Source organism: Brachybacterium sp. J144 (assembly GCF_036321705.1).
Lineage (GTDB): Bacteria > Actinomycetota > Actinomycetes > Actinomycetales > Dermabacteraceae > Brachybacterium.
This window is the reverse complement of the sequence record NZ_JAZDCG010000031.1, coordinates 226,126-243,279: the sequence shown is the minus strand read 5'-3', so window position 1 is coordinate 243,279 and position 17,154 is coordinate 226,126. Positions and strand designations below refer to the sequence as shown.

Genomic DNA, 17,154 nt, shown 5'->3' with positions numbered 1-17,154 from the left:
CGAGGGTGAGGACCTCGGGGCCCTCGAGGATCTCCAAGTCTTCGGGGCCCTCAGAGGGCGAGGCGCAGCACGACGAGGGCGACGAGAGCCCCGAACACGGCGATCTCGCGCACGTTCAGGCGCGAGGTCCCCACCACGCCCGGGTCCTCCTCGTGGTGCTCGGCCCAGCTCTCCCAGCGGTCGCGGACCACGGCGGAGCGGCTGCGCTCCTGGTCACGGCGCAGCCGCTCCCCACGGGAGAGCCGCCGCCGACGGTCGGTCCCGCCCGCACCGGATTCGTCGCGTCCGGCCCGCGCGAGCGGGTTGTCGCGGCCGATGCCGGGGGCGTTCCAGGCGGAGATCGTGCGCGGTGACCCGTCGGCCGCGCGGGTGTCCAGGCGGAGCATCGCCCCGAGGCGCACGGCGGTGATCGCCGCGAAAGGCAGGCGGTGGGTGTGCAGGATGTTGCGCACCTCGACCTCCTCCTCGTGGAGCACGACCCGCGGTGCCCATAGCAGCAGCCAGATCAGCCCGGCGATCAGTGCGAGACCCGGTACGACGCCGAGCCCCCGCACCCCGGCGGAGAGCAGCGCCTCGACGGCGAGCAGGCCGAGCACGACCCAGACCACGATCGCGAGGACGGTCGCGCCGTGGGGGCGCAGGTGCAACGGGGACATGCGGCCCAGGGTATCGGCGGAGCGGCATCGCCCCTCACAGCGGGCGCGGTCCCTCACAGCGGGAGATCGGGTCCTCACAGCGGGAGGACGAGCGCTCCGGGGCCGCCGTCGCGGAGCACGAGCGCGTCGGCCCGGCCGTAGGGGGCGAGGCGGCTGCCGGGGAGGACGTCGACACTCTCCCGGCCCTCGACGTCCCGGCGCAGCAGACCCGGCAGGGCGCGGAGCACCCCGTCGGCCCGGCCCACCCCGTCGGCCCGGCCTCCCCCGTCACGCCCGTCTCCCCCGTCGGCGCGGTCTCCCCGATCTCCCCCGTCGGCGCCGAGCGGGAGCCGCCGCGGTGCCGGGTCGACGCCGGGCAGGAGCGGCCGCACGAACAGGTGATGGCCGACGAAGGCACCGACGGGTGTGCCCGGCAGGTGCACGACGGGGGTGCCGCCCGGGAGTCGGCCCCAGCCCTGCGGCCCGCCCGGTCGCAGCGCGAGATGGGCGAAGCGGCTGGTGCCCGCGCCGTGCTCGCCGAGCAGCTGCTTGACCACGTCGTACGCGCCGCTGCCGATCCCGCCGGTGGTGAGGATGAGGTCCGCCTCCGCGGCGGCCCGCTCGAGCACCGCGCGCAGAGCGGCGGGGTCATCGCCGCTGTGCCTCCAGGAGGCGTCGGCCCCGTCGGCGGCGAGCGCGGCGACCAGCATCTCGCCGTTGGACTCGCGGACGGCACCCGCCGCCGTCACCTCCTGCGTCCCGGTGAGCTCGTCACCGGTCACCACCACGACCACGCGCGGCGGTGCGAGCACCGGGAGGGTCCCGATCCCCAGGGCGCGGCCGAGCCCGATCAGTCCGGGCCCCACCCGTCGTCCGCGCTCCGCGAGCACAGTACCGAGGGCCACCTCCTCACCGCGGCGGCGGACATGCCGCCCGACCCGCGGCATGCCGGCCAGCCGGATCCGCACCCGCTCCGGGGCGGGGCCGACGGGATCGGCATCGGTGTCCTCGACCGGGATCACCAGGTCAGCGCCTTCCGGCACGGGAGCGCCGGTCATGATCCGCGCCGCCGCCCCCGGGGGCAGGGCGCCGACGCGCCCCGGCCGCGCCGGCAGCTCGGCGAGCACCGGCAGCACCATGTCGATTTCACCCGTCGGCGTGCCCGCGCCGAGGTCCGCTCGCCGTACCGCGAAGCCGTCCATCGCCGAGAGCGGCTCCGCGGGGAGATCCTCGGGGCTCGTCACGTCGGCGGCGAGCACCCGCCCGAGCGCCTCCGTCAGCGGCACCTCGACCGTCCGCGGCACGGGGGTCAGCTCGCGGCGGAGCAGCTCGCGCCAGGACAACGGATCGGTGCGCTCGGCGGACATGTCCGGACTCTCCTGCAGGTCTCGGGGCTGATCCCCGCATCCTGCCATCTCGTCTGCTCTCCGCGGGTCCTGGCTCCCGCTCCCCGGCGGCCCTTCCCAGCTCGCTCCCCCGCCCCTCTCCCCCGACGCCCGGATACCGGGTGCATGATGGAGTTATGCGCGAGATCCGTTTCGACCGCTTCGGCGGCCCCGAGGTCCTGACCCTCCACACCGACGCCCCCGTCCCTGAGCCGGGCCCCGGCGAGGTGCTGGTGCAGGTGTCCTACGTGGGCCTGAACCCGCTGGACTACAAGATCCGCGACGGCTCGTCCGGCCGGGCGAAGGACCTCGCCCTCCCCGCGGGGACCGGCCGCGAGATGGCCGGCGTGGTGATCGGCGCGGGCGCCGACCTCGACGAGGCGGAGCTCGGCTCGCGCGGCCTGAGCGTCGGCACGCGCGTGTTCGGGATGCGCGGCCCGTCGGACTCCCGCGGCACCGCCGCCGAGGTCGTCGCCCTCGACGCCGACGATCTCGCCCCGATCCCCGGCGAGATCCCCGACGAGGACCTGCCGCGCTGGGCGGGTCTCGCCCTCGTCGGCCTCACGGCGATCGCTACCGTGCAGGACGCCGCGGAGCTGCGCGAGGGGCAGACCGTGCTGGTCCACGGCGGCTCGGGCGGCGTGGGGCAGCTGCTGATCCCGCTCGCCCGCGAGGCGGGGGCGGCGCACGTGTGGGCGACCGGGCGGGCCGCGAACGCCGAGCGGATCCGCGAGCTGGGCGCCGAGCCGATCCCGTACGACACCGGCGACTGGGCGCGGGAGATCGAGCGCCTCACCGACGGCCGCGGCGTCGACCTCGTGCTCGACACCCACTACCACCAGACCTTCCTGCCGAGCCTCGACGTGGTCGCCGACGGCGGCCGGATCGTCGCCCTGCCGTCGCTCGCCGACCTCGCTCCCGCCCGGGAACGCGGGATCGACGCGAGGATCCCGGGGATCGTCGTCAGCCGCGAGCGACTCGACCATCTGGTGCACGGGGTCCGTTCGGGGCGTCTGCCGCTCGAGGTCTCCCAGGTCCTGCCGCTCGGCGAGATCGCGACGGCGCACCGCCAGCTCGAGGAAGGCCACACCCGCGGCAAGCTCGTGCTCGACGCCCGCGCCTGAGCTCTCCCCGACGACGGGTTCGCACGACGTGCCCGCGCCACGTGTTCGCACGTCGGTCCGGGCCACGGGCTCCGGTGCCCAGCGGGTAGCCTGGCCTGCATGGCTCCGCCCACCGAAGACGCCGACGCGGCACTGCGCACCCTCGAACCCGTGCTGCAGCGGGACGGCTGGACCCTGCTGAACGCCCTCCCCCCGTACGTCGAGAAGGACGCCCTGCGCCAGGGAGCGCGGCTGCGGGAGGCGGGCCACTCCCCCGCGCTGGTCGCCGCCGTGATGACCCAGGCGCGGCTGCGCGCGAAGGGCGCCGAGAAGTTCGGCGAGTTCGCGGCGTCGATGCTGTTCACCCCACACGGGCTCGAGCAGGCGACGCGCCTGCCGATCGCCGCGCTGCACGCCGAGCGCTTCCAGCGGGCGGGCGTCGACTCCGTCGCCGACCTCGGCTGCGGGATCGGCGGGGACTCGATGGCCCTCGCGGGCCTGGGCCTCGACGTGACCGCCGTGGACCGCGACCCGGTCACCGTGGCGGTCGCGACCGTGAACCTGCGCCCCTTCCCCACTGCCCAGGTGCGGCTCGGCACCGCGGAGGGCCACGACCCGCACGACACCGAGGGGATCTGGCTGGACCCCGCCCGGCGGGCTCCAGCCCGCGGCGGCACCCGTCGGCTCCACGACCCCGAGGAGTACGAGCCGCCGCTGTCGACCGTGCTCGAGCTCGCTCGCCGGCTCGGCCGCGACGGCGCGCTCGGGCCGCTCGGCGCGAAGCTCGGCCCGGCCGTCGACCGGGCGGCGCTGCCCGCCGAGGTCGAGGCGCAGTGGCTGTCCTTCCACGGCCAGGTGCTCGAAGCGGCGCTCTGGTGCGGCCCGCTCGCCCGCGAGGGCGTCCGCTCCTCGGCGCTGCTGATCGACCGCGACGGCGCCCACCGCCTGGACCGCGGGACCGACGCCCCCGCCGACCCGCAGCCCGGACCGCTCGGCGACCACCTCTACGAGCCCGACGGCGCCGTGATCCGCGCCGGGCTGATCGGCACGCTCGCCGCCCGGCTCGAGGCCCGCACCCTCGATCCGACGATCGCGTACCTCAGCGGCGATCGTCGCGTCAGCACCCCCTTCGCGCGCGGCTATGCGGTGCGGGACGTGATGCCCTTCGGGATGAAGCGCCTCGCCGCCTACCTGCGCGAGCATCGCCTGGGAGTGCTCGAGATCAAGAAGCGCGGCACCGCCGTGGAACCCGAGGAGCTGCGGCGCCGCCTGCGTCCGCGGAAGTACGGCGACGAGTCCGCGACGCTGATCCTCACCCGCATCGCCGGCGAGCAGTCCGTCATCGTCGCCTCACCGCACGGCGCGACCGCATGACCGCCGCCCCCGACCCGGACCTCGCCCGTCGCCGCCGCCTCACAGTGTGGCTGCTCGCGGTGCTGGTCCTGGTCGGGGCGAGCGTCGCGATGCTCGGCGCCTCCGCGGACCGGGGACCCGCACCGATCGTGCACGACCAGGGGACGCGGTCCGTGCGGCCGATGCCGACGCCCGAGATCTCCTTCGCCGAGCCCGAGTTCGGCGAGCAGGAGCGGCCCACCGCGAACCCGGTCGCCCAGCGGGTCGCGGGATCGATCATGACGGTGCTGCTCGTGCTCCTGGGACTCGTCGCCGCGGCCGCGGTGGTGATCCTGCTGTGGCGCCTGCGGTCCCTCGCCCGCCCGGGCCCCCTCGAGGCCGAGGAGGCCGGCGAGGAGGAGCTCACCGTCGAGCAGGCCCGCGCCGCCCTCGACGACGCCCGCGAGCTGCTCGGCACCCAGATCGACGCCCAGGACGCGGTGATCGCGGCCTGGCTCGCCGTCGAGCGGGCGATCGCCGCGGCGGGTGTGCGCCGCGACCCGGCGCAGACCACGCTCGAGTTCGTCGTCGCGGTACTGGGGACGCTCGACCTCGACCGGGCCGCGCTGGACCGCCTCGCCCACCTGTACCGGCGGGCGCTGTTCGACCCCGAGCCGCTCGCGGAGACCGACCGCGGCGAGGCGGCGGCGCTCCTGGACGCCCTGCTCGAGGGCCTGGACGAGGGGGCCCCGCGATGAAGGGTCTGCTGCTCCGGCTCGGGGGCTGCGTCGCCGGCGCCCTGGTGCTCGTGGGGCTGTTCCGGCTCTGGGGCCTCGAGCTCGCCCTGCCGCTCCCCGTGGCGCTTGCCCTCGCGATCGGCGGCGGCTGGTGGCTGCTGAGTCGCGGGATCGAGAGTCCGGAGTCGCTCGACGCCCCGGATCTCGACCTCGACGCGGACTACGCCCTCCCCCACGCCCAGGACATGCGGGTGCGCCGCCTCGAGGACCTCGTGCACGGCGCCCAGCCGTCCCGCCGCATGACCGCCCGGGGCCTCGGCCGGGTGCTCGGCCAGATCGCCGAGGAGCAGGACCGCGACCCGTCGGCCCCGCCGCTCGGCGCACAGCTCGCGCAGCTGCTCGACGAGGCGCGCCATCCCGATGCCGAGGCCCATCCGATCCGGGCGATCGACCGCCGTGACCTGCACCGTTACATCCGAGAACTCGCCGCGCGCGAGGAGAGGGACCGATGAAGGACCAGACAGAACGACCTGCCGACCCGTCGGCCCCCGCCACCGCCGTCCCGCCTGCCGTCTCACACGCCATCTCGCCCGCCGAGGCGACCGCCGCCGCGCAGAGAGTGCTCGATGCGGTCGAGACCGCCGTCGTCGGCAAGCGCCCGGCCCTCGAGAAGGTCCTCACCGGCATCCTCGCCGGCGGGCACGTGCTGCTCGAGGACCTGCCCGGCCTCGGCAAGACCCTCGCCGCTCGCTCCTTCGCCCAGGCGCTCGGCCTGCCGTTCACGCGCGCCCAGTTCACGCCGGATCTGCTGCCCGCGGACCTGACCGGCGCGGAGGTCTTCGACCAGCGCACCGGCGAGTTCGTGTTCCGCCCGGGCCCGGTGTTCACCGGTCTGCTGCTGGCCGACGAGATCAACCGCACGCCCCCGAAGACCCAGTCGGCGCTGCTCGAGGCGATGCAGGAGCGGCAGGTCTCGGTCGAGGGCACGACGCGCAAGCTGCCGCAGCCGTTCCACGTGCTCGCCACCGCGAACCCCGTCGAGCACGAGGGCACCTATCCGCTGCCCGAGGCGCAGCTCGACCGCTTCCTGCTCCGGCTCAGCTTCGGCTATCCCAGCCCCGAGGAGGAGTGGTCGGTGGTCTCGCGGCGCCTGGACCGTCGGCGCGAGGAGCAGGAGGTCGCACAGGTCCTCGACGCGGAGGGGCTGCTCGCCGTCCAGGCCGCGGTCGAGGAGGTCCACGTGACCGAGGCGGTCGGCCATTACGCGGTCTCGCTCGTGGCGGCGACCCGGCAGCACCAGCACGCGCTCGTCGGGGCCTCCCCGCGCGGCACCCTCGCCCTGATCACCTGCGCCCGGGCGCTCGCCTTGATCCGCGGGCGGCAGTACGTCGTGCCGGAGGACGTCAAGGCCCTCGCGCATGCCGCGCTCGACCACCGGGTCACGGTCAAGCCCGAGCTGTGGCTGCAGAACGCCACCGGCGCCGGGGTCGTCGACGCCGTGCTCTCGCAGGTCCCGGTCCCGGCGGCCGCCGAGGCGTCGGGCGGGGCGGCTGGCGCGGCGTGAGCTCCTCGGCGACCGGCGACGCGAGCGCGCCCACGACCCGCGGCGCCCTCCGGGCGACCCCGGCGCTCGTGCGCGCCGTGCTCGCCGTCGCCGTCGCGCTCGGTCTCGCGGTGCTGGTGGGGCGCCCGCAGGTGGTGATCGCGGCGTTGCCGCTGCTGGTGTGGGTGGCCCTCGCCCTCGGTCGGCGGCATCTCCGCGGCGAGGACGAGCCCGGGGCAGCGCCCACGATCGCGACCGGGCGTCGCACGCTCGAAGAGGGCGGGACCACCACCGTCGCGGTGTCTACCGCCCCTGGCACGCTGACGGCCCTCGCCGTGCCGCTGCGCTCCGGGGCCCGCTTCTCGCCGAAGCTGGGCGCCGCGGCCGGGGACGGCGAGGTGCGGATGCGGGTCAGCGCGAACCGCTGGGGACGGGTACGGGTGGGCCCGCTGCACGTGGTCCAGGCCGACGGGCTGGGCGCCTTCCGCACCGAGCAGACCCTTCCGCCGGTGGATGTGCGGGTCGTGCCCTCCGCGACCGTCCTCGACGCCCCGGTGGAGGTGCCCACGCCGATCGGCGTCAGCGGTGCGCACCTGTCACGGCGGCGGGGAGACGGGACGGCGCTCAGCGAGGTGCGCGAGTTCCGGCCCGGGGATCGGCTGCATCGCATCAACTGGCGCGTCACCAGCCGTACCGGGCGGCTCCACACCAATGCGACGTTCACCGAGCAGGACACGGACGTCCTGCTGGTCACCGACACGATCACCGATGTGCAGCCCGCCCCGTGGGCCGAGGCCGATGCGCCGACGAGCCTCGACATGACCGTCCGGGCGACCGCTGCCGTGGCCCGGCACTATCTGGCCGCCGGGGACCGGGTGTCGGTCTTCGACATCGGCCAGCTGATCGGCCCGGTGCGGGCGGGGACGGGACCGCGACAGCTGCGGGTGCTCACCGACGCGCTCGCCCGGGCGGGCCGTGACGACGGGACGGCCCGCTCGATCCACCGGCTGGGTCGGGTGCGCGCCGGGACTCTCGCCGTCGTCTGCTCGCCGCTGCTGAACGACCAGGCCATCGCCCAGATCGGAGTGCTCGTGGCCCATGGGGCGGACGTGATCGTCGTGGACACCCTGCCGCCGAGCATCGGGGAGGTCGCCGCGCTGACCGGCAAGCCGCTGCGGGTCGACGGGACGGTCTCCGAGCGGTTCTGGGCCGAGGCGTGGGCGCTGCGGCGGCTGCTGCGCGGCACGACCGTGCGGGAGCTGCGGGAGTCGGGTGTGCCCGTGATCCCGTGGGAGGGGCCGTCCTCGCTGACGCCGGTGCTGCTCTCCCTCGCCGCCGCGCGCACCGCTCCGCGACGGAGGAGGTCCTGATGCGCGCGCCTCGGATGCTCGATCCGATCGCCGAGCGGCTGCTGGACCTGCGCCGCATCAGCGGCACCCAGTGGGCGCTGCGGGGGCTCGGCGTGGTGAGCTTCGCGGTCGCCACCGTGCTGGCCATGCCAGCCGGACCCCTCGCGAACCTCGGCACGGGGATCGTCTCGCTGCTCGTGATGGTCGGCGCTTTCGCGCTCGTGCTCCGACCGGACAGCGAGATCGGGGTCCTGGCTCCGATCGCGGTGCTCGCCGTGCTCGTGCCACAGCCGGGGCTGTCGATGGGCAGGGCGGCGCTCGTGGGGGTCGCCCTGCTGGTGGCGCATGCCGTGTTCGCGCTGGCAGCGACGATTCCCGCCCACGGCACGCTCGAGCGGTCCGCGTGGCGGCTGTGGGGGCGGATGCTGCTGGCGGTGATCGGCTTCTCCGTCATCGCCGGTCTGGTCCTGGCCATGGTGTCCCTCGTCGACCTCGGACCGTGGACGATCTCCGTGGCGGTGCTCGCGGTGCTGGGTCTGGTCGTGCTGCTCCTGCCGCGGAGGCGATGACGGACGGTTCGGACCGGATCGGTCGCGTCGCCCGGCAGGCAGGCTGACGAACGGTCGGGACGCGACTGATGGACGGTTGGGCTGCTGTGCTGCTGGGCTGCTGGGTTGCGGTGCGCCCTGTCCGCCCCGGACCGTGCCGCGCGGGCACCGTCAGGCTGCCGCCGGTGGCGGCTCCCGTCCCTGGTCGACGGGGTCCCCGGCGAAGTCCGTGCCGTCCATCGGATCGCCCGGCAGGGGTTCCGAGGGGACGCCGGTCCCACCGTCGGCCCCCGCCCCGTCCGGTGTCGCGGCGGGCGCCTCCTCCAGGATCTCCGCACCGAGCGCATCAGCCATCGTGCGCAGAGCGGGCGAGGTGGACGTGTAGACGTGACCCGTGGGGGTACGGATGGTGAGCCGCCCCGGTACCCCATCGCTCGAGGGTTCGAGATCCGTGCGCCATCCGGGCATCTCCTTCGCGAGGTTGAAGCGCTGACAGAGCCCCACCCCGTTGGCGGCATCGGTGCTGCCGCCGTCCGCGAAGCGGTGGACGTGGTCGACGTCGTGGATCGCCGCATCGCACCAGGGGGTGCGGCAGCGCTGGTCGCGCTGCAGGATGAAGCGTCGGGTGGCCCCGCGGAATAGGCGCCGACGGGGGTCGGCCTCCTGGAGCTCCCCGGTGCGGGGATCGGTGTAGAGGCGGCGGATCCATCGGGCGGCCTGCGTGATCTCGGGTGGTGTGAGCTGTGAGGGTGGTTCCTCTGCGGTGCCCGGGCGGCGCGACGGGTCCGATCCCCCGTCACGGTGGGCCGGCTCCCCGCTGGGGTTCGATGAGCGGACGCCGAGGGCCAGGTCGCGTGCGACGGGCCCAGGCAGCGGATGGCCGTCGATCCACGCCGTCTGCACCTCATCACCCAGGAGCGTCGTATCGGTCATGAGCAGCTGGATCTCGACAGCGAGGTCCTCCGGCTGCTCGAGCCCGGTGATGCGTCGGGCCAAGGCGTCCGCCATGATCTGGCCCTTCGTGCGCTGATCGCCGCCGGCCTTGGCAGTCTTCGCGGCATCGGTGAGCGCGGAGAACACCGCCACGCCCTCCTGGACGGGGAGGACTGCGCGGAGGATAGACATCCCGTCGACGGCAGGCTGCAGCGTGACCTTGCGATCGGCCACGGCGCGCTGGTGCCGCCTCACCGCCGCCTCGGGGTCGAGCTCCTGGGCCCGCGCTCGAGCGAGGTCTCCCGCGCGCCGCGCGGTGACGGTGGGAAGGCTGTCCGCCACGGCGGCGTCGACGCTCGCCCGATCCTCGTCGTCGAGCACGAGCACGTTCTCCGCGACGCGGCGGGCAGCGAGCTCGCTGATCTCGCCGGCGTCCAGGAGTGCCGAGGTCCGAGGCAGCGAGTCCAGGAGTACGCGATGCAGGGCGACCTCGTCGGACGCCTGCTTGGGCGTGATGCGTCGTGCGAGTGCGACCTGGTCGGCGATGCCTCGTCCGCGCTGATCGCGGGAGACCCCCTGCTGCTTTTGCGTGCGGATCTGAGCGGTCCAGAAGGCTCTCTCCGCCCGGGCCTGGACGGCGGCGACGCGAGCTTTCGCCCTCTCCGTCGCGGCGATGAGGTCGACCAGCGCAGACTCTGTCTCGAGGGTCAGGTCCTCGGAGTCAGGCGCCTTATCGAGGAGCGCCGTGAGTCGCGTCGTCCAGCGCTGTGCGTCCTGCTCCATGGGGCACCTCCTCGTCCGCGTTCGCCGTTCTCTGCCGTTCCTGGAGTGGAACGGCCTCCTCGAACAAGCGTGCGGGGTCTCGGGGGTGGAGGCGAGTGCAGGTACCGGATTGGGGATGAAGGCGCTCTGTGGAGGAACCGTTCGGCCGGCGGGCGGAGTCCGAGAGCGGTGTGACGGGGGTCAGATCTCGCGGTGTGTCGCCTCGGGATCCTTCGGTCCCTCCGTCTCCGCGGTCCGCTCTGGAACCCACGGATCCTCGTCCTCATCGATCGGAACATCACCGTTGACCAGCCGCGACTCCAGCGACTTCGAGAAGATCGCGATCGGCTCGGAGGCGACCTCGATCGTCCCCTCGATGTCCTGCCACGCACCGCCGGCAACGGAGAACTGGCCGCTGAAGGTGGTGGTCAACGTGACGTCATACCAACCCTCCTGCGTGTACGTCGCCGACACGTGCTCCGACGGATACGGAGCGCCCGGATCCGTGGTCGTGATCGTGTTCCCGTCGCCAAGGTCCCAGTGATAACTCACCGGAATCGCCCGCACCTGAACCGGCGTCCCCAGCAGTGTCATGTCCATCGTCTGAGTCTCGGACTCGGCATAGAGCACGTTGACCATGTTCACCGGCAACCAGCCCTCCGGCGGACCCGCTGACGCCACGAGCGGCTGCACGGGCATCGACGCGAAATCCTCAAGAGTCACCGTGACCACGACGGGCTGACCACCCTGGACGAGAGTTCCACCCCGCGCACGACACTCGTAATCGAGCAGGGTCTCCGACTCACGACCAGATCGAGTGTCGACACGCAACACCTCTGTCGCTATGAACCCATCCCCATCACCAGAAGCCGCATCCCGGACAATGCACACAATATTGTCCACGTGACATCGAGTGGCATCGAAGTCCGATTCGGAAAGGTCTACACAGGAATGTCTACTATTGCTGGAGAGTTCACGGGACGTCACGAACACGTCGGGCCTAGCCTTCGAACCACCACTACTGGGGCTGGAATCCTTCCGGATATTATTCAGGGCCTCGGCGAGACCGAGGTCGAATTTCCCTGGACTCGCACCAGTTTCTATGTTCGAGCCCGAAGTCCTCGGAGGATTCGCCCAGGCGGCAACCTCGACTCCAGGCAGCACTCCCGTCATAACGATTAGGGTAGCCGAAACCAGGAAAGCCTTGGTGGATGCTCTATTCAGCATTGGACGACTCCGAAACAGTCAATTCCGCGATCACCCATCGCCCGGATTGCCACTCCACCCCGGCGACAGAAATATACTCGATCGCGGCATACTCAACCGCATTCCCCGAATTCGGGGCGGGCTCGCTATGCTCTCCAACGACGAACAGATACCCAACCTCGAAGTCATAATTAGTCGCCTCCTGGACGTCGGTTCCGAGATCGGAGACCGTCGTTTCGCTCCAGTACTGACCGTCTGGTTGCCCTTCAATACGATCTCTAAAGCCGATGCACCCCACGCATCCGTCGTCATACAGACCGTTGAGGACCCTCGTATCGCCGGTCTGATAGCCCCAGAAGACGTTCGCAAAGTAGAAACGAACCGCCTGCTCCGCCCCCTCCGGCGTCTGCTCGTCCATCCCCGGATAGTCCGCGGGGTCGGGCGCAGGGATATCCGGCGCAGCCTCGGTCGAGCCCTCGTCGCCTCCGCCGTCGCTCGCACCGCCATCGCCCCCGCCGTCGCTCTGTCCGATGTCGATCGAGGGCGGCGGGTCGGTCTTCGTCCCCTCCGTCGGATCACCGCACGCGGCGAGCCCCACGGTCAGAGCGGCAGCGGCCACAGCGGCCAGGAGTCGACGAGACATGCGGGAGCCTTCCATATGTGCAGCAGATCACGGTGACCCTACCCAGCCCGCCCACAGCCCTCCACCCGCTCCCGCGGATTGTGGATGAACCGGGGTCGGGTCTCCGTCACCCCGAGCAGGCCGCTCGACCGCCTCGCGCAGGACCCGCCGGCCGATGGCCCCCTCGAGATCTGCCGTCCCCACGCCGACCAGGAAGCGGGCGTGGATCCACGATCGCGCGAGGGGCGCGAGGGGCGCGAGATCCGCTTCCTGCGCGTCGAGGCGGGGACGCTCGCGGCCCTCTCGGGCTGAGCGTATTTGACTGGAGTTCAGACGTGTGCTCTTCCGATCCCCCCTCCTGGGGTGGGGCAGTGGCGTGGGGGGACCCACCCCCCGCGGTCAGCGCATCACCGTGATCAGTGCGCCCCGGGCTTCCCGGGGGTCGGGTTCGCGATGGTGAACGTCGGCGTCCGCACGATCTCCCAGTGGTCGGGGTTCGCGGGATCGCCGAGCGGCTTCAGCACCCGCAGCTCGAGCTGGTAGGTGCCGTTCTTGACCGTCTTGGTCTTCTCGTTCTTCAGCGCGTAGGTGCCGTCCCACGCCCAGACCTCGGGCGCGGCGGTGCGGCCGAGATGGTCCACGGACAGCACCGAGCCGACGGAGGGGTTGACCGGCTTGGGCTTGCCGCCGCCGTTGAGCTGGTAGGCACGCACCTCGAAGGTCTCCACCGGGTAGGCCAGGTGGTACGCGAGGTAGGGGACGTCGCCGTCCTGCATCGTGTACTCGTGGCCGCCGTCGGCGTCGATCAGCACGCCGCCGGCGCCGTCGGACACCCCGAGGGCGGGCAGGCCGAGGCCGACCTCCTCGAGCACCGGCAGCGCCTGGTAGTCGCCGGAGAGGCCCGCGAAGGGCACGACGAGATCGGCGTCGGGAGCGGTGAGGGTGATCCAGCCGCCGTAGATGATGCCGTCCTCGCCGAAGTCCTCCCCGAGGGTGACCTCGAGGTCGGCGCTCCCGCCCGCGGGGACGGTGAGCTCCTCGGCCGCGGGCTCCGCGATCCCCTCGGCGGCGTAGAAGGCCGGGTCGAGGGTCGGGGCGCCCGTCGCGACACCGTGGCGGACGCCGACGGTGTAAGTCACGTCCTCCGCGGAGGTGTTCTCGACCGTGACGGTCACGCTGCTCGGACCGTCCTCGCCCTCGCCGAGGGAGATCGACGGCTCGGCGACCCGGGCCGTGGTGCTCGCCGCGGCGACGAGGTCGAGCATGCCCGCGCCCTGGCGGTGGACCGGCTCGAGGTAACCCTGGTCCGGGACGAGCGACCAGGTCAGCGGATCGGCGGTGGACATCATCGCGGCCTTGACGTCGGCCGGGGAGAGGTCCGGGGACTTCTCGAGCAGCAGCGCCGCGGCGCCCGCGACGTGCGGAGCGGCCATCGAGGTGCCGGACTTGGCGCCGTGCGCGCCCTGCTCGAGCGGGACGGTGGACCAGATCGAGCCGCCGGGGGCGGCGACGTCGGGCTTCAGCTGCAGATCCGCGGTGAGGCCGTAGGAGGAGAAGTCCGAGACGAGGCCTGCGGTCTCGTTCTCGACCACGGTGGTCCCCTCCTGCCAGGCCCAGGTGACCTCTCCGGCGGCGAGCGCCTCCTGCAGGGCGAGGCCGTCGGCCTGGCCGAGCATCACCACGGGGATGGTGAGGGCGGGATCGCCCTCGACGGTCGGGTTCACGACGCCGGGGGCGTTGTCGTAGAGGATCACGGCCTCGTACCCGGCCGCCTCGCCCGCGAGGGCCTTCTCGCGGAAGGAGCACGTGCCGCGCTCGACGAGCAGCGCCTGACCGGCCTCGGCCGGGGCCACGCCCGTGGGATCGCAGGCCCGGGCCTGCGGGGTGCCGGGCGCTCCCGCGGCGACGAGCGCGAGCTCGCCCGCGGTGGGCGGCGTCGGGGCCCCGGTTGCCGCCGAGTAGGCCACGTCGGCGCCCGCGGCGGTCGCGTAGGGCGAGCGGCGATGGGTCGAGTCGACCGAGGCGACGGTGATCGCCGAAGCGGCGACGCCCGGGGCGCCGCTCGAGAAGGTGCCGGAGGTCCCCGAGTTGCCCGCGGAGATCACGACGGTGATCCCGGAGTCGACGAGGGAGTCGGCCATCTGCGCGGTCGGGTAGTCGGGCCAGGTCATGAAGCTCGCGCCGAGGGACATGTTCACCACGTCGGCGCCGTCGGCCCGGGCCTGCTCCATGGCGGCGAGGATGACGTCGGTGTCGCTCGTGCCGTCGCAGCCGAAGATCCGGTACGCGAGGAGGTCCGCCGCGGGGGCGACACCGGTGACCTCGCCGTCAGCGCCGACGATGCCCGCGACGTGGGTGCCGTGGCCGCCGCAGTCGTCGGGGAAGGCGTCGGGCTCGGCGGGCACCCCGGTCGAGGAGTCGTAGGCGTCGCCCACGTAGTCGTACCCGCCCACGACGCGATCGTTCGGGAAGTCCGCGGTCTCGTCGTCGGTGCCGGAGCCGCCGAGATCGGGATGGTTGTAGTCGATGCCGGAGTCGATGATCGCGACGCGGACCCCGTCCCCGCTCAGCCCCTCGACCTCCTGCAGGACGTCCGCACCGGTCATGGCGTTGGCCGGGGCGTCCTCGGGGGAGGTCGCGGCGGGCTCGGGGGCCTCGACCGCGAGCACCGGGAAGACGGCCTCGACGCCGGCGACGCCGCGCAGCGCGGCCACGTCGGCATCGGACATGCTCACAGTCATGCCGTTCCAGCCGCCGGTGAAGGAGCGCTCGACCTCGAGGTCGATGGACACGTCGGCGGCGCGACGCTGCACCTGCTCCTGCGTGGTGGTGTTCGCGCGCGCGGAGCCTCCCTGCAGCACCGGATCGCCGGCGACCTGCACGAACCAGCGGCCGGGGATGGCCTCGGCGGAGCCGTCCAGCAGCTCGTCCTGCACGGGGACGTCGACGCCGAGCTCCGAGGCGGTGCCGAGCGGGGTCAGGTCCCCGGGATCGGCGAGCGCGGCGGGGGCGGTGAGGAGCCCCGCCACGAGCGCGCCGCCCGCGGTGCCGGCGGCGAGGGCGCGGCCCCAGCGACGGCGGCCCGGGGCGCGGCCGACGGCGGAGGAGTGCCCGGCGGCGTCGGGGGCAGGGTCGGGAGAGGGTGGGGAGAGGGGGGTGAGCGGCATCGGCGATCCTCCGGTCGGGGGTGGTCGGTGCGCCGCGCGTCCTCGCGCCCGGGACGGGGTCCCGACGCGCACCGGTGGGGGCAGTCAAGCGGCTCCGATCGATGACCGGGCGGAAACCTGGGGATCCGCTGAGACCGTTATCAGAACGTCACCTTCGGGCGGAGGTGACGTTCCGGTCACCCCACCCCCGTGACCTGCGATGACAGCCCTCGCGGGACTAGCCTCAGAGCATGCTCGACCTCCTCGCCGCCACTCCCGTCCTGACCCTCGTCCTGGTGATGGCGGCCGGATCGGCGCTCGGCGCCCTCCGCCTCGGCCCGCTCCGGCTCGGTGCCGCAGGCGCCCTGTTCGTCGGCCTCGCCGTCGGCGCCCTCGACCCGCGCCTCGGCGAGGGTCTGGACCTGCTGCAGGCCGTGGGCCTGGCCCTCTTCGTCTACACCACGGGGCTCGCCGCCGGGGCGAGCGTGCTGCGCGATCTGCGCACCCAGACCCGACTGCTGCTCGCGGCCAGCGTGCTGCTGGTCCTCACCGGTGCGCTCGCCCTCGGGGCCGGCAGCCTGCTGGGCCTCTCCCCCGGTCTCCTGGGCGGGATGGTCTCGGGCATGACCACCGCCTCCCCGGCGCTGGACACCGCGACCCGGGCTCTCGACGGCTCCCCCGAGCCGGCCGTCGGCTTCGCGATCGCCTATCCCGTCGGCGTGATCGTCGCCCTCCTCGTGCTCTCCGCCGTCGGCCGACGCCCCCTGCCCGGCCGCCGCGACCCCGCCCCCGCCTCCGCCGCCGGGTTGCGGACCGCGACCGTCGAGCTCGACCGGGCGCTGCGGGTCCAGGAGATCCCCGGGATCGCGGCGCGCGCGGGAGGCCGGGGCGGGCAGCTGCGCATGTCCTATCTGCTGCGGGACGGGGCGGTGCGGGTCGCCCTGCCCGAGGACGACCTCCGGGTGGGCGACCACCTGCTGCTCGTCGGCGCCCCCGAGGCGATCGACCGGGCCGTCTCCCACCTCGGCCACCTCGCCCCGGGGGACCTCGCCGACGACCGCTCGGTGGTCGACTACCGCCGCTGGGTGGTCTCCAATCCCGAGGTGGCCGGGCGCACCGTCGCCCAGCTGCGGATCCCCAGCCGGTTCGGCGGCATCATCACCCGGGTGCGCCGGGGCGACCGCGACCTGCTGGCGCTGCCCGACATGCGCCTCCAGCTCGGCGATCGGGTGCGGGTGGTCGTGCCCCGCGAGCGGATGGGCGAGCTGTCCTCCCTGTTCGGCGACTCGGAGCGGCGGATCACCGAGGTCGACTGGATCAGCGTGGGCCTCGGGATCGCCCTCGGCATCCTCGCGGGCCTCGTGAGCATCCCGCTGGGCGGCGGAGCGAGCCTCGCCCTCGGGGCGGCCGCCGGTCCGCTCGTGGTGGGCCTGGTGCTGGGACGGCTCGAGCGCACCGGACCGCTGATCTGGACCATCCCCGGCTCCGCGAACCTCACCATCCGCCAGCTCGGCCTGGTGCTCTTCCTCGCGACGGTCGGCCTCGCGAGCGGCGAGAGCTTCGCCGAGACCGCGCCGAGCCGCACGGGCCTGCTCGTCGCGCTGCTCGCCGCGGGGCTCACCGCCGCATCGTTGCTCGCCCTCTGGGGCGTCGGGCGCTGGGCGGGGATGTCCGCGCCGCGCACCCTCGGGGCGCTCGCGGGCTTCATCGGGCAGCCGGTGCTCATGGGGCACGTGGCCACGTTCACCGACGACGAGCGCGCCGAGTCCGGTTACTCCGCCCTGTTCGCCGTGGGCATGGTGGTCAAGATCCTCGTCGTGCAGCTGATCGTGCTGTGGTGAGCGGAGACGCCG

General features: G+C 73.5%; 15 protein-coding genes. 9 read left to right on the top strand and 6 right to left on the bottom strand.

Going from position 1 to position 17,154, the window contains the following annotated elements; translation table 11 throughout:
* Positions 1-50: 50 nt before the first annotated feature.
* A complete protein-coding gene (locus V1260_RS12660; protein WP_329747178.1) occupies positions 51-656 on the bottom strand; it encodes a PH domain-containing protein in 606 nt (201 codons plus the stop codon).
* A gap of 74 nt (positions 657-730) precedes the next feature.
* Positions 731-2,002 (bottom strand): molybdopterin molybdotransferase MoeA, encoded by a 1,272-nt coding sequence (locus V1260_RS12655; RefSeq protein WP_329747177.1) that lies wholly within the window; start codon positions 2,000-2,002, stop codon positions 731-733.
* Positions 2,003-2,157: 155 nt separating this feature from the next.
* On the opposite strand from V1260_RS12655, the gene V1260_RS12650 reads away from it, so the two are divergent.
* From V1260_RS12650 to V1260_RS12620, 7 genes are all read left to right on the top strand, one after another.
* Positions 2,158-3,144, top strand: coding sequence for an NADP-dependent oxidoreductase (locus V1260_RS12650; protein ID WP_329747176.1), 987 nt, complete (start codon positions 2,158-2,160; stop codon positions 3,142-3,144).
* Between the two features lie 99 nt (positions 3,145-3,243).
* On the top strand, positions 3,244-4,497 hold the full coding sequence (locus V1260_RS12645) for a class I SAM-dependent methyltransferase (protein ID WP_329747175.1): 1,254 nt from the start codon (positions 3,244-3,246) through the stop codon (positions 4,495-4,497).
* Positions 4,494-5,213 (top strand): DUF4129 domain-containing protein, encoded by a 720-nt coding sequence (locus V1260_RS12640; protein ID WP_329747174.1) that lies wholly within the window; start codon positions 4,494-4,496, stop codon positions 5,211-5,213. The genes V1260_RS12645 and V1260_RS12640 overlap by 4 nt, the downstream gene beginning before the upstream one ends.
* Positions 5,210-5,704 carry a hypothetical protein gene (locus V1260_RS12635; protein ID WP_329747173.1) on the top strand — a complete coding sequence of 165 codons (495 nt, stop codon included), beginning with the start codon at positions 5,210-5,212 and terminating at the stop codon, positions 5,702-5,704. Before V1260_RS12640 ends, V1260_RS12635 begins: the two co-directional genes overlap by 4 nt.
* Positions 5,701-6,756: an AAA family ATPase gene (locus V1260_RS12630; protein WP_329747172.1), complete on the top strand. Its 1,056-nt coding sequence runs from the start codon at positions 5,701-5,703 to the stop codon at positions 6,754-6,756. Before V1260_RS12635 ends, V1260_RS12630 begins: the two co-directional genes overlap by 4 nt.
* On the top strand, positions 6,753-8,105 hold the full coding sequence (locus V1260_RS12625; RefSeq protein ID WP_329747171.1) for a DUF58 domain-containing protein: 1,353 nt from the start codon (positions 6,753-6,755) through the stop codon (positions 8,103-8,105). Before V1260_RS12630 ends, V1260_RS12625 begins: the two co-directional genes overlap by 4 nt.
* On the top strand, positions 8,105-8,653 hold the full coding sequence (locus V1260_RS12620) for a hypothetical protein (RefSeq protein ID WP_329747170.1): 549 nt from the start codon (positions 8,105-8,107) through the stop codon (positions 8,651-8,653). The genes V1260_RS12625 and V1260_RS12620 overlap by 1 nt, the downstream gene beginning before the upstream one ends.
* A 150-nt stretch (positions 8,654-8,803) precedes the next feature.
* Here V1260_RS12620 and V1260_RS12615 read toward each other — a convergent pair whose 3' ends face one another.
* The 3 genes from V1260_RS12615 to V1260_RS12605 form a co-directional block, all read right to left on the bottom strand.
* Positions 8,804-10,348, bottom strand: coding sequence for an HNH endonuclease (locus V1260_RS12615; protein WP_329747169.1), 1,545 nt, complete (start codon positions 10,346-10,348; stop codon positions 8,804-8,806).
* A 180-nt stretch (positions 10,349-10,528) separates the two neighbouring features.
* Entirely contained in the window at positions 10,529-11,026 is a 498-nt protein-coding gene (locus V1260_RS12610) for a PKD domain-containing protein (protein WP_329747168.1), read from the bottom strand.
* Between the two features lie 517 nt (positions 11,027-11,543).
* Positions 11,544-12,176: a DUF6318 family protein gene (locus tag V1260_RS12605; protein WP_329747167.1), complete on the bottom strand. Its 633-nt coding sequence runs from the start codon at positions 12,174-12,176 to the stop codon at positions 11,544-11,546.
* 84 nt (positions 12,177-12,260) lie between these two features.
* On the opposite strand from V1260_RS12605, the gene V1260_RS12600 reads away from it, so the two are divergent.
* Entirely contained in the window at positions 12,261-12,467 is a 207-nt protein-coding gene (locus tag V1260_RS12600) for a hypothetical protein (protein WP_329747166.1), read from the top strand.
* Between the two features lie 104 nt (positions 12,468-12,571).
* Here the strand turns inward: V1260_RS12600 and V1260_RS12595 are convergent, their stop codons facing one another.
* A complete protein-coding gene (locus V1260_RS12595) occupies positions 12,572-15,322 on the bottom strand; it encodes a S8 family serine peptidase (protein WP_329747165.1) in 2,751 nt (916 codons plus the stop codon).
* A 230-nt stretch (positions 15,323-15,552) separates the two neighbouring features.
* On the opposite strand from V1260_RS12595, the gene V1260_RS12590 reads away from it, so the two are divergent.
* Positions 15,553-17,142 carry an aspartate:alanine exchanger family transporter gene (locus V1260_RS12590; protein ID WP_329747164.1) on the top strand — a complete coding sequence of 530 codons (1,590 nt, stop codon included), beginning with the start codon at positions 15,553-15,555 and terminating at the stop codon, positions 17,140-17,142.
* The last annotated feature ends 12 nt before the right edge of the window (positions 17,143-17,154 follow it).